Below are 20,990 nucleotides of genomic sequence, written 5' to 3'. Positions count from 1 at the left end.
TGAATCATATGTTCATTTCCGTGGCCGTCCGGATTCCGGACGCTGAAGGCAGGGTAGGTCGACGTGCGTAACCTGCTGGCGCGCATGCGGCGGGGTGGCGACGGCGAGCACCAGATTGTCCTGAACCGGCTGGCGATCGCCGTCATCATTCTGGTCTATGTCGTCGGACTCTTTCTGTGCGGCGGTTTCGAGGACAGGGATCAGTTCGTCTGGTCGGTTGTATGTGCCGTCCTTTACCTGGCGGGCGGCGTGGCTATTGCCGCCGCCCTGGTTGCGCGGCCCCGCCCCTCTCCGGCACGGCGGATCGTCCAGATGATATGGGACATCGGTTTTCTGTCGTTTGGCATGTATCTCGACGGGGTCGCGGTCATTCCGTTCTATCCGCTCTATCTGTGGGCCATCCTCGGATACGGGTTTCGTTTTGGCCTGCCTTATATTACGGCTGCCGCCTTTCTGGCCGCCGGGGGGTTCATGCTGGCGGTGCATGCGCTGCCCGTATGGCGGGATGCCGGTCACCTGCTGGCCGGTCTGACGCTTGGCCTGCTGGTTGTCCCGCTTTATTCGGCGTCACTGATCCGCTTCCTGTCCAATCTCAGGCGGCGCGCGGAAGAAGCCAATCGGGCGAAGACGATGTTTCTGGCCAGCGTCAGTCACGAGCTGCGCACACCGCTGAATGCCGTGATCGGCATGACGCGCCTGCTGAACGACACGGCGCTGGATGCCGAACAGCGCGAGATGCTGCAGACGGTGCGCGTCGCGGGGACCTCGCTTCTGGGGATGGTCGAGGGGCTGCTGGATTTCGCGCGGATCGAGAACGGGCGCATGCCCGTGCAGGCACAGCCGGTCGACCTGATGGCCCTGCTGAACGCGGTCCGGCGCATTGCGGGGGTGTCGGCGGGGGAAAAGGGCCTGATTCTGGCCTGTCATGTCACCGCCCGTACGCCGCTATGGCTGATCGGGGATGAAAAGCACCTGCGGGATGTCTTGCTGAACCTGGTCGGCAATGCGGTCAAGTTCACCGCGCAGGGGCATGTGTCCATCCGGGTCGATGCCCTGCCCGCCGGCAGCGGTGGGCCGGCCCGTCTGGCAATTGAGGTTGTGGATACCGGTATCGGTATCGCGCAGGCTGCGTTGGAACGGATTTTCGACCCGTTCACCCAGGCGGATGCAACCGTGATCGACCGGTTCGGCGGGTCTGGGCTGGGACTGGCAATCTGCCGCCAGATGGTCATGCTGATGGGGGGTGAGATCGGAGTCCGCAGCCGGGAGGGGCATGGCAGTACGTTCCGTGTGACCTTGCCGCTGAGGATTGGGACGGCACCGGGCGGCGAAACCGGGACGGGGCTGCCACCCGTGCTGCTGTGGGTGCGCCAGCCTGATCGTTATCAGGCGCTGGCGGCCCGTTTGACGGCCTTGGGGGCGCGGCTCGCCACTGTTTCACCCGATGAGGGCGTGTCGGATGTTCTGGAGCGGCTGGAGCATCCGCACATTGTGTTGACCGACATGCCGGACGAGATGCTGCCTTTGCCAGCCGACCAGCCGGTGGTACTTCTACAGCCGTCAGGCGTGGAGGGATCGCTGGCCGAAATGGTGCGGCGCGATAGTGTATCGATGCTTCCCGCCGATGCGGACGATGGATGGATCGGGACGGCGCTGGCCGTCGCCGCGGCCTTTCTGCCCGTTCCCCAGGGCGATCCGTCCGATTCGGATGCGGGCGGGCCCGACATGTCTGCCGGCCGTTCGCTCTCGATCCTGGTGGTCGAGGATAATATCGTGAACCGGAAGATCCTGTGCAGGCTGCTTTCCCGGATCGGGCATCGCTGGCAGGCGGTGGCGAACGGCGAGGAAGCCCTGGATATCCTGCAGGAGATGCCGTTCGATCTGGTCCTGATGGACCTGAACATGCCGGTCATGAACGGGATCGAGGCGACGAAACTTCATCGGTTTTCCGAAGTCGGGGGCGGGAGGGGGATTCCGATCGTCGCGTTGACGGCTGACGGGACGCCCGAGACCCAGAAGCGGTGTCGGGAGGCGGGGATGGATGCTTTCCTGCTCAAGCCGGTGGCGCTGGAGGCCCTGGTGCAGGCGATCGAGGCGCTGGTGCCTGCTGAGGCCGGTATCCGACATGCGTGCGATCGTCCGTCCGGCGGCGATGACCGCCCTGGGCGCGGGGAAGCGACCGTGGTGGTGCCCTTTCCTGTCCCCACCATCAATCGCAGGCTGGTGCAGGATCTGCTCGACCTGGGCGGAGAGCGTTTCCGCGCCGAAGTCATTGGCGATTTTCTGCTGGACGCCGTGGAGATCGTCACGCGGATGGATCACGCGGTGAAAAATGGGGATCGGTCACGCCTGCTGGACGAGGCGCATGCGTTGCGCAGCGCCGCCGCCAATGTCGGAGCGGAGCGCCTGGCGGCCTTATGTCATGAATGGCGGGGCATCCCCCATATGAACGGGCAGGAAAGGGCGCGGGCCCACCAGGAGGCGATCTGGCTGGAGATGAACGCGGTGGAGGTCGCATTGCGGCCTTATACGGTCGTGCCGTTTGCGGACCGTTCATCCTAGAGGCTGCCCGGAGCGTTTTCAAAAGGCGGGTGCCTGATGAGAACGCTCCGGTATCCTGTTCTGTCAGCTGGCGACGCTTTCCGGTCGCGGTGCGCCTATGCGCCGGTTCTGGGCGTTGACCAGCCGCATCATCTTGCGCAGGTCGGCTTCGGTGAGTTTCAGCGCGGCCTCCACCCAGATATCGGTAATGTCGCGCAGTTCCTGATGGCTGATCGGATTGACCAGGCGCTTGATGCGTTGGATCGCGTCATGCGCGTTGTAACGCCTGTCGATCCGGGCCAGATGTTCGCAGACGGCGGATTCGCCTTCACCCGTTTCGGCGACGGCATCGACGATCCCCATCTCGTGCAATTCCGTCGCCGTGTAGGTCTGGCCGCTGAGGATGATCTTTTCGGCCATGCGGGGATTGAGGCGCCGCGACAGGAGCGTGTATGCGCCCATGCCGGGGAACAGGTTGAACAGGATTTCCGGCAGGCCGAACTTGGCGTGTTTTTCGGCGATGATGACGTCGCACGACAAGGCGGCTTCGAACCCGCCGCCGAGTGCGTCGCCTTGCACCAGCGCGACGGTGGTCAGGCAATGGCCGTAGCCGTCGGCGTTGGCGAAGACCACGTCGACGCAATGATAGGCATAGCGGCGCAGGCCGTCTCGGTCGCCCTGCATGATTTTCTCGGCGAACAGGGAGAGGTCGCCGCCGAGATTGAAGATGCCCGGAACCCGTGACCCCACGACGATATGCCGGAACGGCAGGACGCCATCCGTTTGCTGGGCCAGGTGGTGGATGTTCTGCTGCACGGTGTGCAGATCGCGCAGCAGGGGGGGAGAGAAGCTGGGGCGCCCGCCGGGCCGCATGAAGGTCCATAATGTCTGCGCGGCCTGATCGAGCCGGATGTCCACGGTGGGCAGGCTGTCCAGCGTGGGCGATGATGTCTGGCCGAAGACCGCGTGGTGCGGGTCGCGCGCGTTGTCCGGCGCCAGATGGGCCGGGTTGAAGGGCGAGGCGGGCGCGACGGCTCGAAGGCTGGATTTCAGTGACATGACACTCTCCTTTTTCTGAACCGGGCAGACGCCTTCATGCCTGTCGGATGCGGGCGTTTCGGTTCGCGCTGGAGCGTAGCTGCCGGTCGCGTGTCATGGCGATCATCAATTCCAGGCCCTCCGTTTCTTGCAGAAGCAGGAAGGGGGCCGGTTCAGGCATAATGAATATTGCCGATGGATTATTCTGTCCTGGTGTCGTTTGTCGGCTGTTCGGGCCTGGATGACCCGTGGGATTTTGATCGTCTTCAGCCTGGGGGAAAAGGCAGGGACAGTTGCCGCGTGAGGGCAGGGATACCGTCCGGCATGGCGCGTCGGGCGCGTTCGAAGCGCAGGGTAAAGGCCAGGTCGGGACCGGGCCGGTGGGGGGCTGCCAGCAACCGGTCCAGATCCTCTGTGGCCAGGCCCCGGATGCGCCGCCCGCGCAGGGGGCCGTGGGGCACCTTCACCAGCAGTGCCGGCTGGCGCGACCATTGCAGCAGGTCTTCGACCGAGGCCAGCGCCAGCATGTCGCGCAGATGGTGGGCCGTCACATAGGCGTCGGGGCCGGCGCGATGGGCGGGGTTGCCCAGATGCTTCTCCAGCCCGGCCGGACGGCGGGAATAGCGCAACCCCTGGTTGGAGTGGCCGGGCTCGTCCGGCCACAGGCGCAGCGCGCATTTATAGGTGCAGATCCATCCGGTGCCGGCCATCAGCGCGGGCGGCAGGTGGGCGCGCAGCCAGCCCTGCTCGAAGCTGGCGCGATGGGCGGCGAAGGCGAGTGGGCGGGCCGGCGGGCGCAGGATGCCGGGTGCGATGGTGGCGATGGGCGGCGCATCGCGCACGTCCTGGTCGGTAATGTGGTGGATGGACGTGGTCCAGGGCGCGATCGGGCCGCCGGGGTGGGTCAGCCGCGCGTGGGGGCTGTCCGCCAGGTGCCAGCCGTCCGGGGCGCGGGCCACGTCCTGCCAGCCGATTTCGACGATTCCGCCACGTGTGGCGTCGCGGTCGCTCGTTTCCAGGTCGATGACGCGGACATAAGGCATGGATTGGGGGGACAGGATGCCGTCCATCCAGCCAGTCTAGGGACAGGCCGTGCGAATCCCAAACCGATTCGGCACGCCCGGCGTGCGGGCCGGTGAGCGTATGACGGCTCTTGCGCTGGCGCCGCGCGATCCCCACAGTCCAGAACCATGTCCGTGCCCGCCCGCAAGAAGACCCGTCGTCCCGATCCCTCGGAAGAGATCGTGACCTTTCAGCCCGAACGCCAGCCGGCAAAGGAGAAGACGCGGCGGCTGGTCATCCAGTCGCCCTATGAGCCGGCGGGCGACCAGCCGCGTGCCATTGCCGAACTGGTGGCCGGGGTGGGGGAGGGCGAGCGCGACCAGGTGCTGCTGGGCGTTACCGGGTCGGGCAAGACCTTCACGATGGCCAAGATCATCGAGGCTACCCAGCGGCCGACCCTGATCCTGGCACCGAACAAGACGCTGGCGGCCCAGCTCTATGGCGAGATGAAGCAGTTCTTCCCCGACAATGCGGTGGAATATTTCGTCAGCTACTATGATTACTACCAGCCGGAAGCCTATGTGCCGCGCTCGGATACGTATATCGAGAAAGACAGCCAGATCAACGAGCAGATCGACCGGATGCGCCATGCCGCCACCCAGGCGCTGCTGGAACGCAACGATGTCATCATCGTGGCCTCGGTGTCGTGCATCTATGGTATCGGGTCGGTCGAGACCTATTCGCGCATGGTGGTGCGGCTGGAGGCCGGGGGCGAGATCGATCGCGACAAGCTGGTCAAGGCGCTGGTCGAACTGCAATATCGGCGCAATGACGCGGCCTTTCAGCGCGGAACCTTTCGCGTGCGGGGCGAAACGGTCGATATCTTTCCGGTGCAGAACGAGGACCGGGCCTGGCGGATTTCGCTGTTCGGCGACGAGATCGATGCGATTACCGAGTTCGATCCGCTGACGGGCGACAAGACCGGCGACCTGCAGGAGGTCAGCGTCTACGCCAACAGCCATTACGTGACGCCGCGCCCGACGCTGACCCAGGCGGTGAGCAGCATCAAGCACGAGCTGCGCCAGCGGCTGGCGGAGTTTACGGCGGAGGGCAAGCTGCTGGAGGCCGAGCGGTTGCAGCAGCGCACCACGTTCGACCTGGAGATGATCGAGACCACGGGCGTGTGCAAGGGAATCGAGAACTATTCCCGCTATCTGTCCGGCCGCAAGGCGGGCGATCCGCCGCCGACGCTGTTCGAATATCTGCCTGAGGATGCGCTGCTGATCGTGGATGAAAGCCACGTGACCGTGCCGCAGATCGGCGGGATGGAGCGGGGGGATTTCGCGCGCAAGTCGATCCTGTCGGAATTCGGCTTCCGCCTGCCGTCGTGCCTGGATAACCGGCCGTTGAAATTCGCGGAATGGGACACATTCCGGCCGATGACGGTCTTCGTCAGCGCCACGCCGGGGCCGTGGGAGATGGGGCGCGTGGGGGGCGTGTTTGCCGAACAGGTGATCCGCCCTACCGGGCTGATCGACCCGGTGACCGAGATCCGCCCCGTCGAGCGGCAGGTGGACGATCTGCTCGCGGAGTGCCGCACCACGATTGCGGCCGGGGGCAGGGTGCTGGTCACGACCCTGACCAAGCGCATGGCCGAGGATCTGACCGATTACATGAACGAGGCGGGCATTCGCGTCCGTTACCTGCATTCCGATGTCGATACGCTGGAGCGGATCGAGATTATCCGCGACCTGCGCCTGGGGGCGTTCGACGTGCTGATCGGGATCAACCTGCTGCGCGAGGGGCTGGATATTCCCGAATGCTCGCTGGTCGCGATCCTGGATGCGGACAAGGAGGGTTTCCTGCGCTCGCGCACCTCGCTGATCCAGACCATCGGGCGGGCGGCGCGCAATATCGACGGGCGGGTGTTGCTGTACGCCGACACCATGACCGACAGTCTGCGTTATGCGATCGAGGAGACCGCGCGGCGGCGGGCGAAGCAGTCCGAATGGAATGCCGAGCACGGTATTACCCCGCAATCGGTCCGCAAGCATATCGGCGAGGCGCTGTCCTCGGTCTTCGAGCAGGATTACGTCACCGTGACGCCGACGAAGGCGGGGGAGGTGGCGGAATTCGTCGGCAAGGATCTGGGCAGCACCATCGCGGAGCTGGAAAAGCGGATGCGTGCGGCGGCGGCGGACCTGGAATTCGAAACCGCCGCGCGGCTGCGCGACGAGATCAAGCGGCTGGAGGCGCTGGATCTGGGGCTGGACCCGGTGCCGGTACCGGTTTCGACCGCGGGTGTTGCCGGCAGCACCGGCCGGCCGTCGCGGCGCAAGGGGCAGGTACCCGAGCCGCTGGGGCCGGGCGGGGGTGGCTACGACCCCGCCAAGGGGCGCGGTGGCCGCCGGCGGGGACGCCAGAGCTAGACGCCAGAGCTAACAGGGACGGGAAGAGAGACGGATGATCGAACTGAAGGCGGGGGCCGCCCGGCTGGGCCTGATTCCCGAACTGGGTGGCGCGGTCGCCTTCTGGAAAAGCGGGAAGGTCTGCGTGTTCGACGCCGTCAGCGATCCGAACCTGCTGGCACAGAAGGGGCACAGGGTTGCGGCCTATCCGCTGGTGCCGTTCTCCAACCGCGTCGCGGACGGGCAATTTCGCTTTGACGGCGCGGAATACCGGATGAAGCCGAATTTTGGCGGCGAGCCCCATGTGATCCATGGCAATGGCTGGGAACATCCGTGGGAACTGGAATTGCTGTCGGACGACAGTGCCACGCTGCAACTGGAATGGCATCCGCCCTATGACCGACCCATGGATGAATGGCCGTTTGCCTATCGAGCGCAGGTTCGGTTCGATCTGCGCGAGGAGAGTTTGGCGGTGGGGATGGTGATCGAGAATATCGATCAGCGGCCCCAGCCGGTCGGGTTGGGGTTTCATCCCTATTTCCCCCGGCGCAGCGGCGTGAAGCTGGGATTTTCGGCCGATACGGTGTGGACGAATGACGAGCGGCATCTGCCGGCGCTGCGCGTGCCCGCCACGGGGGAATGGTCGTTCGAGCGGATGCGTGCCGTTGAGGGCGAGGCGATCGACAATTGCTATGCCGGTTGGGACGGTGCGGCCTTTCTGCGCTGGCCCGAGGACGGGCTGGCGCTGACCGTTTCGGCCAGCCCGGCCTTTCGCCACCTTGTGCTGTTCACGCCGCGGGAGAAGGATTTCATTGCGGTCGAGCCGGTGAGCAACATGAACGACGCGTTGAACCATGCCGGCGTGACCGATCGGGGGATGACCATCCTGGCGCCGGCCGAGCGGCTGGAAGGGCACATCCATTTTGCGCTGACCGCATGCTGAGGCACAATGCGGCCCATGACGCATGATGATGACGACGATGACGAGGCACGGCCCCGGGCCATTGACGGGGTGTCGCGCTACATTACCCCCGCCGGCATGGATGCGACGCGGCGGGAACTGAGCGCCCTGCTGTATGAAGAGAGGCCGCGTATCGTCGAGATCGTGTCGTGGGCTGCCGGCAACGGCGACCGCTCGGAGAATGGCGATTACCTCTATGGCAAGAGGCGGCTGCGCGAGATCGACCGCCGGGTCCGTTTTCTGACCCGCCGTATCGAGAAGGCGATCGTGGTCGATCCGGCCGCACAGACGCAGCGGAATCGGGTCTTCTTCGGGGCCACCGTGACCTATGTGACGGAGGAGGATCTGGAGCGGACGGTCGTGATCGTGGGTGTGGACGAGGCGGATCTGGCGGCGAGGCAGGTCAGCCTGGCATCGCCCATTGCGCGGGCATTGCTGGGCGGCCATGTGGGCGATGAAGTGCGGGTCCTGACGCCGGCTGGGGCCGAATTGATAGAGATTCTGGCGATTTCCTATCCCGAACCTGTCGGGGTGGATGCGCTATGAGGTTTTTCGCGGTCGAGAACTCGACTAAGAAGCAAGGGCCGGTGGCAGATCGTGTCACCCCGGTATCGGATTGTACCCGGAGGTCGCGTTGATGTCCCGCTCGCTGAAAATTGCCGTGCAGATGGATCCTCTGTCGGGGATCGACATCAATGGCGATTCGACTTTTGCCCTGATGCTGGAGGCACAGGCGCGGGGGTACGATCTGTTCGTCTACCAGGTGCAGGGGTTGAGCCTGCGCGAGGGACGCGTGGCCGGTGGGGCGCGGGCCGAGCGGCTGACGGCGCGTGCGCGGCCGGTGCGGGTCCGGCGGGTCGCGGGCGACCATGCCGAACTGGGCGAGGAGCGGGTGATCGACCTGTCCGCGATGGATGTGATCCTGATGCGGCAGGACCCGCCCTTCGACATGGCCTATATCAGCGCCACGCACATGCTGGAGCATGTGCATGGCATCGGGCCGGGCAAGGCGCTGGTGGTCAATGATCCGGAATCGGTGCGCAACGCGCCCGAGAAACTGCTGGTCACCCATTTCCCGGACCTGATGCCGCCGACGCTGGTGACGTGGGACGTGCTGGCGATCCGCGAATTCCGCGCCGAATGGCGCGATATCATCGTCAAGCCGCTGTTCGGCAATGGCGGGGCCGGCGTGTTCCGCATCCGCGAGGATGACGAGAACCTGAATTCGCTGCTGGAGATGCATTTCGCGCGTTCGCGCGAGCCGCTGATGATCCAGCGCTACGAGCCGGCGGTGCGCCGGGGGGACAAGCGCATCATCCTGGCCGACGGGGTGCCGATCGGCGCGATCAACCGCGTTCCGGCGCAGGGCGAGGCCCGGTCGAACATGCATGTGGGTGGCCGCGCCGTGAAGGTGGAACTGAGCCCCCGGGACCGCGAGATCTGCGAGGCGATCGGGCCGATGCTGCGCGAGAAAGGGCTGATCTTCGTGGGCATTGACGTGATCGGCGACTGGCTGACGGAGATCAACGTCACCTCGCCGACGGGCCTGCAGGAAATCGACCGTTTTGACGACATCAATTCCGCCGGACTGATCTGGGACTGCATCCTGCGGAGACTCGACGGTGGCGTATAACCGGCGCCGGGATAGCGGACGAGAGAGAGGAGTGGGTAATTTGCGCTGTGCCACGGGGCTTTGGTCCACTATCCCCTTGAAGACAATCGCCCGGCAGGGCACAGAGGGTTCCCGATGAGCAACGTTCTTCAAGACGCGCCGGCCGAGGCGGATGCCGCCAGCCTGGCCTGTGCCCCGGCGCCGCGTTCGGCCCTCGATGCCGAGGCCGTCAAGGCCGCCTATCGCCGCTGGGCCGGTGTCTATGACACGGTGTTCGGCGGGGTTTCCGCCTTCGGGCGCAAGCGGGCGGTCGCCGCCGTGAACAGCCTGCCGGGCACGGCGGTGCTGGAGGTGGGCGTGGGCACCGGCCTGGCCCTGCCGCATTATCGGGCCGACAAGCGCATTACGGGCATCGACCTGTCGGGGGACATGCTGGACCGGGCGCGTCAGCGGGTGGCGCGGATGAACCTGCGCAATATCGACGCGCTGCTGGAAATGGATGCCGAGGATACGCGGTTCGCGGATGCGTCGTTCGACATCGCGGTGGCGATGTTCGTGGCCTCCGTCGTGCCCAACCCCCGCCGGCTGCTGGCGGAGCTGAAGCGCGTGGTGCGGCCGGGCGGGCATATCCTGTTCGTCAATCATTTCCTGGCCACCGGCGGCGTGCGGCTGGTGGTCGAGCGCGGGATGGCACGGGCGTCGCATTCGCTGGGCTGGCACCCGGATTTCGCGATGGAAGCACTGCTTCCGCCCGACGATCTGGCCCGCGCGAGCATTCAGCCGGTGCCGCCGGCGGGGCTGTTCACGCTGGTGACGCTGCCGCGCCTGGCCACGGCGGCCCGGGTGGAGAAGCCAGCCGCCTGATGCCGCCCCGCCATGTCGGCATGGCCGGAATGCCGGCCATGCCGGGGACGGGGCCTGGTGGCTCTCGTCTTGGCGGCCAGGTTTCGGTAACATGCTCACGATTTCGAGCACGGCCGCCCCTGTGGCGGCCCATCGGCGCAGGAGAAGTGGCGTATGCCGGCAGAGAGGCAGGTCCGGATGAATGTCGCAACCGGCGGCTTCCTGACGCGGAGCGGTGGCGTGAGCGGCCATAAGGCGGTTGGAACGCTCTATCTGGTCATGGCGGTTGTCGCCGGTCTGGTCGGTGGCAGTCTGGCGTTGCCGCTGCGGGCGGGGCAGGCTGCCGGCGGCGCGTGGATGGCAATCGACCACGGTGCGCTGATGGTCCTGTTCTGCGCCCTGCCGGCGCTGGTCGGCGGGTTCGGCTCGTGGTTCGTGCCGCTGCTGCTGGGCGCGCCCGACATGGCATTCCGCCGTCTGAACCTGGCCTGCTGGGCCGGTCTTGCCGCCAGTTTCGGGCTGGTCGTCGCCGGCGTGTCGACGGCGGGTGCGATGATGCTGTGGTGTGTGGCGATGCTGGGGCTGGCGATCAATATCGTCGCGACGGCGTTGAACATGCGGGGCCGTGGCATGGGGCTGGGCGATATGCCGCTGTTCGTCTGGGCGCAGGTCCTGACGGCGATGATGATGGTGATCGTGCTGCCGGTGCTGGCGGCGGCGCTGACGCGGGGCCTGCTGGCCGGTGCGGGTGCCGATGTCGCTGCGCGGGCCCTGCGTGTGTTTTCGGGCCCGGAAGTCGGGCTGCTGCTGCTGCCGGCGGCCGGTGTGATCTGCCAGTTAGTCGAAACCTTCTCGGGTGTGGCGCTGCGCCTGCGTGGGCCGGCGCTGGGGGCGATGGTCGTGCTGTCGGTCGGCGGGGCGTCGGTGTGGGTGCATGATCTGTTCGCGACCGGGCTGGCGGCGCAGCCTGCCGCGCGGCCGCTGGTCGAGCAGGCCGTCATGGCGCTGCCGATGCTGGTGCTGCTGGTGGCCTGGGGACGGACGATCCTGGCCGGTCGGCCGGTTTTCCGCGTGCCGATGCTGTGGGTCGTTGCCTTCATGGCGATGCTGGTCGCCGCCCCCTTGCAGGCGCTGGCGGGCGGCGGGTCCGACGCGCATGCGCTGGTGCTGCCGGCGGCGCTGTTCGCCGCGTTCGGCGGTTTCTATTACTGGATCGGCAAGATGGCTGGCGGCGCCTATCCGGAATGGGCGGGGCGCCTGCATGTGGCCCTGGCGGTTGGCGGGAGCATCGCGGGCCTGGTGCCCGGCGGTGTGATGGCGGGCGTGGCGATGCAGGGCTTGTCGATGGTCGTCTTCGTTGCCGTGCTGGGTGTGGCGCTGCTGGGGCGTCGCCATGTTGCCGGGAATTACTGGGGGGTGGGTGCCCGTACCCTGGAATGGACGCTGCCGTCGCCCGCGCCGCGTGATTCGTTCGCCGGCTTCATGGTGGGGGGAGCCGGGGCATGAGCGCCAGCGCCACCGCGCCGGAGGCGCCGCGTTTCGAGGCGGCGCTGGTCGGGACCGAGGCCCGCGACTGGTTCGCGCTGCTGAAGCCGCGCGTGATCTCGCTGGTGGTGTTTACCGGTGCCGCCGGCATGGCGATGGCGCCGGGGCATCTGAACCCGGTGATCGCGTGTGTTGCCATCCTGTGCATCTGCATGGCGTCGGGTGCGGCGGGTGCGATCAATATGTGGTACGATCGCGATATCGATGCGATCATGACCCGTACCGCGCGCCGCCCCATTCCTGATGGGCGCATTCGGCAGGATCAGGCGCTGGGCTTTGGGATTGGCCTGTCGGCGGCGTCCGTGCTGCTGATGTGGCTGGCGACGAATGCGCTGGCCGCGTTCATCCTGGCCTTTTCCATTTTCTTCTATGCCGTGATCTACACGATGTGGCTGAAGCGCTCGACGCCGCAGAACATCGTGATCGGCGGGGCGGCCGGTGCCTTTCCGCCCATGATCGGCTGGGCGGCGGCCACCGGGTCGCTGGATGTGATGCCGGTCGTGATGTTCGCGATCGTCTTTCTGTGGACGCCGCCGCATTTCTGGTCGTTGTCGCTCTATGCCTGCAAGGATTATGGCCGGGCCGGTATTCCGATGCTGCCGGTTGTGCGTGGGGCCCGGCATACGCGCCGGCAGATCCTGATCTATACGCTGATCCTCTCGGCGGTATCGCTGGTGCCGTCGGTGCTGCATCAGGCGGGGTGGCTGTATTCCGCCATCGCCGGGCTGCTGGATGCCGGATTCGTGGGCTGCGCGGTGCGTGTGCTGCGGGATCGGCAGGATGCGACCGGTGTCAGCCTGACGGGCGATGGCGCGGCGCGGCGGGCGTTCCGCTTCTCGCTGCTCTATCTGTTCCTGCTGTTCTGTGGCCTGCTGGCCGATCATTTCCTGATCATGGGCTGAGGAGGCCGGTGATGGAACAACCGCTTGCCCTGACGCAAGACGAGGCCCGCGAATGCGTGCGCCGCCATCGCGGCCGGGTCCTTGGCGTGGCCTTTACCCTGCTGGGCCTGGCGGCCGTGTTTTACGGTCTGGCGTTGGTCCGCATGTGACGGGCCGCCTGCCCGTGAAGGCGGGTAGGGATGGTCAGGGACTGGTTTTTTCGGTCGTATCTGCTTTCAGATAGAGGAATGCCAGCGCCGTTTCGTCGCTGGGGAAATATCCGCGTGCCTGGACAGCCCGGCCGAGCATCGCATTCAATGCCTTGATGGCGTGTGTGGTGGCCAGGAGCATCCGGCCCCAGGGGCTCTCCGCTGCGAAGGCGGTTTTCCCGGCCAGGGAGGCGCGGTCCTTCAATGCCACGAAATCCGGTAGATGGTGCAGCAGATGGTCGATCGAGGGATGGACCCGCGCCTGCGGAAAGGCCGCGCGGACGGCATCCGGAAAGCCGTCGGGTCCTTCGACCACGGCCATCAGGATATCCTCCAGGCCCCGGCGCTTCAGTGAGTCCATGATATGGCGGCCCAGTCCGGTGCCCTCATGCCGTTCGATCCATAGGCCGAGAAGATCCGTGGTGCCGTCGAGGCGCATGCCCAGCACGATATGCACCGGCTTGTCGCGGATGATGCTGTCGTCGCGGATTTTTACCCGCAGCGTGTCGAAGAAGATCGCGGGATAGAGTGCGTTCAGCCGGCGGTGCCGCCAGGCGGTGAGTGCATCGTGAAGCGGGCCTGTCCGGCCGGTCGGTTCCGGCGCGGGTGCGTTCTCGTCGATTTCGGGAATATGATCCTGGAGTTCGCGGCTGCCGGGGAGCGGCGCATACATCGCGGCAATCCGCTCGTCGACGCCGGGAACTGGCTGCGCGTTGTGGGCGGTGAATGTGGGGTCAAGGGCGTTCGCGAGGTCGGGTCGCGTGTCCGCCGCGATCTGGTCGGTGGTGGCCTGCGGCCTGTTGCCCGTGTGGTCGGTGGCCTGGCCGTTGAGGATGCGGGTGCTCGGGTCTTCTTTCAGGCCGGTATTGAGCAGACGCTCGATCAACGCCTTGTCCATATCGCTTGCCAAGGCCCAACTCTGGGGCGTGTCCGCGGTCGTGCGGTCGGTTTGCGCCTGCGTGTCGGTTCCTGGCGTGCCGCCTGCCGGGTTGGTTCGATCGGGAGCCGACATCAGGGTGCGTTCGTAGGCGCGTCCCCAGATTGCCGGATGGGTGGTTTCCCCGCTGACGCCCAGGGCGAAGGCGGCGGCGTCGGTGGCTGCGGGGTTCGTGGCGTTCTCGGGGGCGGGCGCGGGCATGTCCGACAATGTGGGGGAAAGCAGCGCATCAGGAGGCGCCAGCAGGCCGCCTGCCGCCTCGGCTGAGAGGATGGCCAGGGCTGTGATGGCTTCCGCCGACAGGGTGACGGTATCGCCGCCACCCGATGCCGACGCAGGATCGGAGCCGCTGCCAGGGGGCGATTCGCCGGCGGTCTTTGATGTGTCGCCCTCGGCACCCGGAAAGGAGAGGGGGACCGAGTCAGGCTGTATGGGGTCGATCCTGATCATCGGGCTGTTCCCTTGAGGGGTGGGGGTGGGATCAGGCTCCGTTTCAAGGATTAGAGAATCGTTAAATCATGCTGAAACGCCGGCTGGGGACCGGATCGGCTGCTTATGTTGCGTTGGTGGTCGGGGCTTTGCCGAGGACGACGTGTCGTGTCCGGTAGCGTTGATAGAGGAGGGTCCACAGGGCCAGGCCGCCCATTGTGGCGTAGCCGAGGACGGGGCCGGCCACGAGATAGGTGCCGATCGGCAGGCTGTAGATGAGCGCGACCGAGACGCCGACGTGCGCCACCTGGCCGAAGCCCCATACCAGCGTCATGACCATGATCGTATGCCGTACAGGCGGGTCGTCGCGCCGTGCGTCGAAATCGGCCAGGGCCCGGGCGGATGTACGGGCCATGGTGGCCCGGGCCAGCGGGTAGATCAGCGGTTTGCCGATCGCGGCCGAGAACAGGAAGGCCAGGCCGATCAGGAATGTCGCCATCTGTTCGCGCAGTTCCAGCAGCCGGGCCGAGCCGCCGCCGACGAATGCGAGCAGGGAGAGGGTGATGCCGGCCAGGGCGATGAGGGACAGCGCATCGATCCGTCGCCTGTAGACGAAGCTGCCGATACTCCACAGTACCGGGGGCGCGGACGAGGCCAGCAGCGCGTCGACATCGCCCCAGCCTGCGTGCATCCGGTCGTAGATCAGTGCTGGGGCGGCGAAATTCACCGCCAGATCGAGCGCCAGGAGCGCGAGGCGGGGGGCGCGGCGATGCAGGCTGTTCATTGCGCTTCACCCCTGGCGATCCAGTTGCCGTGGAAGCCGGGCGGCACGCGGTGGGGCAGGCGGATGCTGGCAACCGGCGGGTCCTGAAACCGGCGGGCGTCGAGGATGACGAGGTCGGTCGTCTCGGTCGCCATGTCGATGACGAAGCCGATCAGCCAGCCATGGCCTTCGGGACTGTCCGCGGTCTCCGGCACGAAGACGAATTCGCCGGGATGGCGGTTGGCGCCGAAATCATGGATTTGCCGTTCGCCGGTTGCGAGATCGTGCGCGTAGAGCGCCGTTGCGCCGAGAAAGCGGCTGGCGGGATCGGCCGGCAGGGCGAGGCTCCAGGCGTGGCGGTAGGGTTGGCCGAAGAATCGTTCGTCCGGGCGGGGGAATTCCTGGGGGGCGGCGTCGAGCGTGCGGATGGCGACCGTGCGGCCGGCGGGGTCGACGGTCCAGCGTTCCAGCCCGCGCGACCGTGCATCCGGCCCCTGCGCGCCGTCGCTGAACATCGTGTCATAGACGCAGAGATCGAGGATTACCTGCCCGTCATCCGTGTCATGGGCGTTGGCGACATGGAAGGCGTATCCCGGTGCGACCGGGCACCAGATGATATCCTCCTGCCGGCCCTGGCGCGGCATCAGCCCCACCCGTGCCTGATGCGCCGGGTTCCAGCGATAGGGAAAACCGTGGCCCGCGACCAGTGCCTTCATGGAAAAGGTGACGGGCAGGTCGAGGATGATTACGAAACGGTCGGTGATCGCGCAATCATGGATCATCGGGCCGTGCTTGACCGCGATCGGTTCCTCGCGGATCACGCGGCCGGTTGCATCGATCACGACGTAGCGGATGGTGCCGGGGTCGCGGCCCTCGTAACAGATGGCGTGCTGTTCGCCGGTTTTCGGATCGCGGTGGGGATGGGCGCTGAAGGAGCCTTGCAGCGAGCCGTCGAAAGGAGTGTAGCGCTGATCGTCGAGTGTCTCGCCGAGTTCGACCGGATAGCTGCCGGCCTCGACCAGCGCGAAGGTGCGGCCGCCGATATCGACGACGTTGGTGTTCACGGTATCGAATGCGTGGCGCGGCCCCGGCGCGGGGGCGACGCCGCGCGCCTTGGCGACGGCATTCGAGCGGACCCAGCGGTTGCGGTACCACAATGCGCGGCCATTGGCGATCGCGAGCCCATGGACCATGCCGTCGCCGATGAACCAGTGATAGGAGGCCGGATCGGGGGCCACCGGGTTGGGGCCGATGCGCAGATAGCGCCCGTCGAGCCCGGCGGGGATCGTGCCGGTGACCGTCAGTTCGGTCAGCGTCCGTTCCTCGGTCATCGGCGTGTGCATGCCGGTCAGGAACGGGTTGCCGTTGGCGGGTGGCGGCAGGTGTTTGCGGTTGAACGCGGCCAGGGTCCCGATGCCCTTGGCCACTGTTCCGCGGATCAGCGTTTCGATCGGGCTTCCCATGTCGGCCTCCGATGTTTACGCTGTTAATATGAGTGGAAATGATAACAGTGTCAACTTGAGGAAGCGGTCCTATCATCATGGTGATCTGCGCGCGGCGCTGATTGCCGAAGGGCTGCGCTTGCTGGGGGAGCGGGATGTGGACGCGCTGTCGCTGCGCGAGGTCGCGCGCGGCGTCGGGGTGAGCGCGACTTCGGTCTACCGCCATTTTCCCGACAAGGATGCGCTGCTGACGGCGCTGGCGCTGGAGGGGTTGGCGCAGCTCGGCGGGGCGCAGCGCGCAGCGGGGGAGGAGGCTGGCGGCGGCTCGGCCGGTTTCGCGGCGACGGGGCGCGCCTATGTGCGGTTTGCGCTCGCCCATCCGGCGCTGTTTCGCCTGATCTTCGCCTCGCCCGTGCTGGCGCCCGCGAAGGCCGCCGGCACGCTGGATTCGGAAGCCGGGACGCTGTTGCAGGCCAATGCCGCGATGATGGCGGCCCGCCAGGGGGGGGAGGCCGCCACCCGCGCCATCGAGGCCTGGGCCCTGGTCCATGGTCTGGCCATGCTGATGCTCGATGGCCAGATCCCGGCGGACGAGACGATTATCGAGAAGGTGATCGGGTAGGACCGATCACCCCCTGGGCCGTGGCGGGATGGCCTGCGGGCGGGCGGTCACGGATTGCCTCTGCGCCTGCGGCCGACGCGGATCGCTATCAGGGCCGCCAGGCCTGCGAGGATGATGGCGAAGACCAGCTTGATGGGGAGGCCGGTCCCCGCCTGCGCCTGGGGCGTCTGCGGTGCGGTGGGGGCCTGGGATGGCACGTTGGCCGTGGCTGCCATCGGTGATGGCGGGGCCGGTGTCGCCGGGGTGGTTGCGACCTGCGGCGGGGGGATCAGAATGGCCGCGTCGTCATCGGATAGGAAGCCGTCCGTCCTCGGGCGGTGGGCTGCCTGCTGCCAGGCGGTGATCGCGGCCCGCGTGGCCTCGCCATAGATGCCGTCCACCACCGTATCGGCCGGCAGGAGGCCGAGTTCGACCAGTTTTTTCTGGAGCGCGATGTGGCGATCCAGCGGACGTTGGCTTTCCGCGAGGGCGGCGCTGGAGAGCCGGACGCGATATTGGGCCGACAGACGGTCCATGGCGTCGCTGTAACAGGCGGCACCGTTGGGTGGGATGGTCTGCGCCCCTGCGCCCGGAACGGGCAGGCCGCAGGATTGGTTGGCCATGTTTTCGTCTGCGACGACCTGCTGCCTGAGGTCCTTCCATCCGTCCTGACCGACCTGGTGGCGCAATGCGTAATAGACCTGGTCGAACATCAGCTCGTGCCGTGCGGCCTCGCTGTCCTGGCACAGCATGGTGGCCACGCCGTTGCCGGCCGGCGGAGGGTCGCAGGGGAAATCGGGATGGTATGGCCCGGACGGCGCGGAGCCGGCGCCCTTGGCGGGTCGGTCGGACAGGAGTACGCGGGCCTGCGCGGCCGAGATATAATCATTGCGGGTCAGGAAGGCCGCCAGTCCCTGCGGGAAGGGAAGCAGGATGCGATCGGCCTTGGAGCAATAGCGGCCGTTCGCGGTTTCCTCGGCGGATTTCAGGCTGCATGGCGATACGCCGAACCCGCTTTTCGTCGCATTCTCCGCACGCGGCAGCATATGGGCCCAGGCGGCGGAAAGCTGGCCGAGGCGGGCCCGGGTTGCGACGTAATAGGCCAGATAGCCATTGGGCTCCGACCGGCCGGAGGACTCCCATTGCCGGGTCTGCTTCGCCAGATCCTCGACCAGATAGGATCGGTAGGCCGGATCGTCGCTGACATTGGTGAGTTCGCCATCGTGATAGCGATAGAGCATTACGGGGGTGAAGGACCCGGCATGCGAGGCGAAAGTATATAGAAAAGCCTGATCGTAGGTCACGATGACGGGGTCATGCGCGCCCGGCACCGCGACGATGGCGGGCGGGCCGCCGCCATCCTGCATGCCAAGGTCGGCATGCACCCATTGCCCGTCCGATCCCCGTCCGAAGATGGAAGTCACCTCGCAGCAATGGGCACCGCCCGTATAGGCCGAGACCATGACCTGCGGCACGGCGGACGTGGCATCCAGCCTCTGGATGCTCACCCTCAGGTCCATGAAGCCTGCATCCTGCCCGTAGGGCGCCAGCGGAAAGGATGCCGGGCGTGCATGCCCCTTTGCCCTGACGGACAATATGGCGATGCGGCAGGTGGATGGCGGATTGGGATCGGCCGGCTGCCATGCCATGGCGGCGCCGCATTGCGTTGAGGGTTTCAGCGTGATGGAGGCTGCCAGCCCGCCGGCGGCGAGATCGAGCCGGGCGCGGTCGCCGAGGCTTGCCTCTGCCAAAGCCGGCACGATGGTCGATGCCGCGTGCGCCGGCCGACCGCCGATGGACAGTATGACAAGGGCGAGCAGGCCGGAGACGGCAAGCCGGTGTCCGGTTGCGGCATCGTGAAGAAATGGCTGGGACATCAAACTGCTCTTTCCGATAGAGGGTTCCGGCGACGTTCTGCCTGGAAACGTCATTTCGGCTTTCGGCGGGCGCCTTTTCGCGCGGGTTTGCTGCTGGATGGCCGGCGGGCCGGTTGCGGGGGCGGAGCCATGAGGTTCATGAGAAGGGCCATGATATCTTCGTCGACTCCGTCCGGCATGCCTTCGTCTATTGTGAACGAGGCGGCACGCCGTGCCTCCAGTGTCTGGTCGACGATCGCCGCCATCACGGGTATGCGCTGGAGCGGGTCGCCCTGGCTGATCGCGCGTGCGGTCATCGCGAAGGAGGGGGCCTCAGGATCGCCCTGGTCCTTCAGGAGCAGGGCCGTCCGGGCGATGATGGAGGCCCAGAAATCCCGACGTGTTTCAAGCCAGGTCCATAATGCATGCGCGTGGGCCGTGCTGGTGGCGTCGGTTCCGTCGAATATGTCGTCATTATCCTCGAACCAGTGGCCGATCATGGGATAGGACGGGGGCCAGTCCTCGCTTGCGGCGACGAGTGTCTCGCGTTCCTCCGGATCGAGGGAGGCAAGGGCGTTTTCCGGATCGTACGCGCTCAACATTGCCTGGACGGAGGCGTCCTGCGTCGGGCGAAGAGACGTCAGGGCGCAGGCCTCCGCGACATCGGCCAGGCCGGGCGCGGGATAGACGGCATTTTTACGCCCTTCCGCCAAGGCGAAGCCCAGGGCGGCCTGGATATAGTCCAGCGAGACGTCGCCCTTGCCGCCGAGGGCCGAAACCTGTTGCAGGAGGCCACGCTGTTCCGCCGCGTTGGCGCAGGGGACGACATAGGCATCCTTTACGCCAAATCCCTGCTTGAGCAGGACCATGGCGATTGCCCGGGCCCGGCCTTTCTGAAGCCCGATCGCGAGGCTTTGCGCGCCCGCGCCGTCGATAGGGCTGGAAACGCATCTTACGATCCGATGCGATGGCGGGGTGTCCCTGTTCTGGGAAATACCGGACCGGATGGCGTTCCTGATCAGGGCGTCCACGCGCTGCCGAACGGGTTCGTCGACGATCCAGCTTCTCAGAACCGCCAGGCGGCCGAGGGCCCGCGGACTGAGCCTGCCGGCGGCCAGGCGATCGGTCAGGCCTTCGAGGGCGCCGCTCCGGACCTGTTCGGACATATCGAGAAGCCAGGCGCAGGCCAGTTGTTCGAAGCGCGTATCGGGATTCGCGGCGGCGACCTTGCACAACAGGGATCTGGCGTCAGGGGGAATACCGGGCAGGATTTCGGCAAATGCCTGATGCAGAATCGAGGGATCGTCGCCGATATCGTTCAGGAGGCTCTCGGATATCTTTGCGAATGCAGCTTCGGGACTGGTTTCGTCCCCTGGGAGAAATGAGGACGTTTCCCGCAGGATGGCCTGCTCGCCGGGCGCCAGACCTGCCGGGACGGGGAGGCCGGCCCTGACGTAGCATCGGGTTATCGCAATGTTGCCGCCCACCGTGACCAGGCCTTTCCGGGACAGGTCGACCAGATGGTGCGATACGGCATCGAGGCACCGTTTGCCGGAACGCTGGCCGCCTTCCTGCGCCATGCGGGCCTGGTCGAGCGTTATCGTCAGGAGCGTGCACAGTGCCTCGTCCGCCTCGTCGCCGGCTGGTGTGGAGGCGATTTCCTGCGCGAGGGCCTGGACATTCTGTGGGTCGGCGGCAAGCGCGCGGGCTGCTTCCGTCTGCATTTCGTGAAACAGGTGGCCCGTATCCGGTGGTGGGGCGGAGGTGCGCGGCGGACCGGGTTTCTTGGTGGCCATACTGTTCCTTCAGGATTAGGAAGGGCAGGACGCCCCCGGATGGACCTGCTTTTTCTGATATTGAACGAAAAACACTATGAAGTGGTTACGGGGCGGGTCAACTGTAACCGTCTGGTCCGGTGATGG

Annotated in this window: 17 protein-coding genes; 10 read left to right on the top strand and 7 right to left on the bottom strand. The window is 66.4% G+C overall.

The features are described from left to right. Nucleotides 1-63: 63 nt before the first annotated feature. Nucleotides 64-2,562, top strand: coding sequence for an ATP-binding protein (locus HLH36_RS05780; RefSeq protein WP_182985512.1), 2,499 nt, complete (start codon nt 64-66; stop codon nt 2,560-2,562). A 63-nt stretch (nt 2,563-2,625) separates the two neighbouring features. On the opposite strand, the gene HLH36_RS05775 is transcribed toward HLH36_RS05780, so the two are convergent. Then, nucleotides 2,626-3,600, bottom strand: a complete 975-nt coding sequence (locus tag HLH36_RS05775) for a crotonase/enoyl-CoA hydratase family protein (RefSeq protein WP_182985511.1) — start codon at nt 3,598-3,600, stop codon at nt 2,626-2,628. Between the two features lie 245 nt (nt 3,601-3,845). After that, nucleotides 3,846-4,649, bottom strand: coding sequence for a DNA polymerase III subunit epsilon (locus tag HLH36_RS05770; RefSeq protein WP_182985510.1), 804 nt, complete (start codon nt 4,647-4,649; stop codon nt 3,846-3,848). A 120-nt stretch (nt 4,650-4,769) separates the two neighbouring features. Here HLH36_RS05770 and uvrB point away from each other — a divergent pair, with 120 nt between their 5' ends. The 8 genes from uvrB (at nt 4,770) to HLH36_RS05730 (ending at nt 13,001) form a co-directional block, all read left to right on the top strand. Next, a complete protein-coding gene (gene uvrB / locus HLH36_RS05765; protein WP_182985509.1) occupies nt 4,770-7,010 on the top strand; it encodes an excinuclease ABC subunit UvrB in 2,241 nt (746 codons plus the stop codon). A 34-nt stretch (nt 7,011-7,044) separates the two neighbouring features. Then, nucleotides 7,045-7,932, top strand: coding sequence for an aldose 1-epimerase (locus tag HLH36_RS05760; RefSeq protein WP_182985508.1), 888 nt, complete (start codon nt 7,045-7,047; stop codon nt 7,930-7,932). Nucleotides 7,933-7,947: 15 nt separating this feature from the next. Continuing rightward, complete coding sequence (gene greB / locus HLH36_RS05755) at nt 7,948-8,496, top strand: transcription elongation factor GreB (RefSeq protein WP_182985507.1); 549 nt, start codon at nt 7,948-7,950, stop codon at nt 8,494-8,496. Nucleotides 8,497-8,587: 91 nt separating this feature from the next. Next, on the top strand, nt 8,588-9,583 hold the full coding sequence (gene gshB / locus HLH36_RS05750) for a glutathione synthase (protein ID WP_182985506.1): 996 nt from the start codon (nt 8,588-8,590) through the stop codon (nt 9,581-9,583). Between the two features lie 114 nt (nt 9,584-9,697). Then, nucleotides 9,698-10,426, top strand: coding sequence for a class I SAM-dependent methyltransferase (locus HLH36_RS05745; RefSeq protein WP_182985505.1), 729 nt, complete (start codon nt 9,698-9,700; stop codon nt 10,424-10,426). A 153-nt stretch (nt 10,427-10,579) separates the two neighbouring features. Next, nucleotides 10,580-11,911 carry a cbb3-type cytochrome c oxidase subunit I gene (locus HLH36_RS05740; protein ID WP_182985504.1) on the top strand — a complete coding sequence of 444 codons (1,332 nt, stop codon included), beginning with the start codon at nt 10,580-10,582 and terminating at the stop codon, nt 11,909-11,911. After that, a complete protein-coding gene (locus tag HLH36_RS05735; RefSeq protein WP_182985503.1) occupies nt 11,908-12,852 on the top strand; it encodes a heme o synthase in 945 nt (314 codons plus the stop codon). Before HLH36_RS05740 ends, HLH36_RS05735 begins: the two co-directional genes overlap by 4 nt. Before the next feature lie 11 nt (nt 12,853-12,863). Next, on the top strand, nt 12,864-13,001 hold the full coding sequence (locus HLH36_RS05730) for a hypothetical protein (RefSeq protein WP_182965494.1): 138 nt from the start codon (nt 12,864-12,866) through the stop codon (nt 12,999-13,001). Nucleotides 13,002-13,035: 34 nt separating this feature from the next. On the opposite strand, the gene HLH36_RS05725 is transcribed toward HLH36_RS05730, so the two are convergent. From HLH36_RS05725 to HLH36_RS05715, 3 genes are all read right to left on the bottom strand, one after another. Beyond that, nucleotides 13,036-14,427 (bottom strand): transposase, encoded by a 1,392-nt coding sequence (locus tag HLH36_RS05725; protein ID WP_182985502.1) that lies wholly within the window; start codon nt 14,425-14,427, stop codon nt 13,036-13,038. A gap of 103 nt (nt 14,428-14,530) precedes the next feature. Then, nucleotides 14,531-15,190 (bottom strand): VC0807 family protein, encoded by a 660-nt coding sequence (locus tag HLH36_RS05720; RefSeq protein ID WP_182985501.1) that lies wholly within the window; start codon nt 15,188-15,190, stop codon nt 14,531-14,533. Next, complete coding sequence (locus tag HLH36_RS05715; RefSeq protein ID WP_182985500.1) at nt 15,187-16,632, bottom strand: 8'-apo-carotenoid 13,14-cleaving dioxygenase; 1,446 nt, start codon at nt 16,630-16,632, stop codon at nt 15,187-15,189. Before HLH36_RS05715 ends, HLH36_RS05720 begins: the two co-directional genes overlap by 4 nt. 55 nt (nt 16,633-16,687) lie before the next feature. Between HLH36_RS05715 and HLH36_RS05710 the strand changes: the two genes are divergently transcribed. Further along, nucleotides 16,688-17,233, top strand: coding sequence for a TetR/AcrR family transcriptional regulator (locus tag HLH36_RS05710; RefSeq protein ID WP_220792722.1), 546 nt, complete (start codon nt 16,688-16,690; stop codon nt 17,231-17,233). Nucleotides 17,234-17,280: 47 nt separating this feature from the next. Here the strand turns inward: HLH36_RS05710 and HLH36_RS05705 are convergent, their stop codons facing one another. Both HLH36_RS05705 and HLH36_RS05700 read right to left on the bottom strand, forming a co-directional pair. After that, on the bottom strand, nt 17,281-19,089 hold the full coding sequence (locus HLH36_RS05705; protein ID WP_182985498.1) for a peptidoglycan-binding domain-containing protein: 1,809 nt from the start codon (nt 19,087-19,089) through the stop codon (nt 17,281-17,283). Between the two features lie 50 nt (nt 19,090-19,139). After that, nucleotides 19,140-20,864, bottom strand: a complete 1,725-nt coding sequence (locus HLH36_RS05700; RefSeq protein ID WP_182985497.1) for a hypothetical protein — start codon at nt 20,862-20,864, stop codon at nt 19,140-19,142. Between the last annotated feature and the right edge of the window lie 126 nt (nt 20,865-20,990).

This window comes from Gluconacetobacter aggeris (genome assembly GCF_014174395.1).
Lineage (GTDB): Bacteria > Pseudomonadota > Alphaproteobacteria > Acetobacterales > Acetobacteraceae > Gluconacetobacter > Gluconacetobacter aggeris.
Note: the sequence above shows the minus strand (reverse complement) of the source record. Positions and strands in the feature narration are given on the sequence as shown.

Bases quoted from the DNA above. Each gene is read 5' to 3' on its own strand.
- HLH36_RS05720 (WP_182985501.1), bottom strand. From the start codon at position 15,190: ATGAACAGCCTGCATCGCCGCGCCCCCCGCCTCGCGCTCCTGGCGCTC.
- HLH36_RS05760 (WP_182985508.1), top strand. From the start codon at position 7,045: ATGATCGAACTGAAGGCGGGGGCCGCCCGGCTGGGCCTGATTCCCGAA.
- uvrB (WP_182985509.1), top strand. From the start codon at position 4,770: ATGTCCGTGCCCGCCCGCAAGAAGACCCGTCGTCCCGATCCCTCGGAA.
- HLH36_RS05740 (WP_182985504.1), top strand. From the start codon at position 10,580: ATGCCGGCAGAGAGGCAGGTCCGGATGAATGTCGCAACCGGCGGCTTC.
- HLH36_RS05735 (WP_182985503.1), top strand. From the start codon at position 11,908: ATGAGCGCCAGCGCCACCGCGCCGGAGGCGCCGCGTTTCGAGGCGGCG.
- HLH36_RS05775 (WP_182985511.1), bottom strand. From the start codon at position 3,600: ATGTCACTGAAATCCAGCCTTCGAGCCGTCGCGCCCGCCTCGCCCTTC.
- HLH36_RS05700 (WP_182985497.1), bottom strand. From the start codon at position 20,864: ATGGCCACCAAGAAACCCGGTCCGCCGCGCACCTCCGCCCCACCACCG.
- HLH36_RS05745 (WP_182985505.1), top strand. From the start codon at position 9,698: ATGAGCAACGTTCTTCAAGACGCGCCGGCCGAGGCGGATGCCGCCAGC.
- gshB (WP_182985506.1), top strand. From the start codon at position 8,588: ATGTCCCGCTCGCTGAAAATTGCCGTGCAGATGGATCCTCTGTCGGGG.
- HLH36_RS05715 (WP_182985500.1), bottom strand. From the start codon at position 16,632: ATGGGAAGCCCGATCGAAACGCTGATCCGCGGAACAGTGGCCAAGGGC.
- HLH36_RS05705 (WP_182985498.1), bottom strand. From the start codon at position 19,089: ATGTCCCAGCCATTTCTTCACGATGCCGCAACCGGACACCGGCTTGCC.
- HLH36_RS05725 (WP_182985502.1), bottom strand. From the start codon at position 14,427: ATGATCAGGATCGACCCCATACAGCCTGACTCGGTCCCCCTCTCCTTT.
- greB (WP_182985507.1), top strand. From the start codon at position 7,948: ATGACGCATGATGATGACGACGATGACGAGGCACGGCCCCGGGCCATT.
- HLH36_RS05730 (WP_182965494.1), top strand. From the start codon at position 12,864: ATGGAACAACCGCTTGCCCTGACGCAAGACGAGGCCCGCGAATGCGTG.
- HLH36_RS05770 (WP_182985510.1), bottom strand. From the start codon at position 4,649: ATGGACGGCATCCTGTCCCCCCAATCCATGCCTTATGTCCGCGTCATC.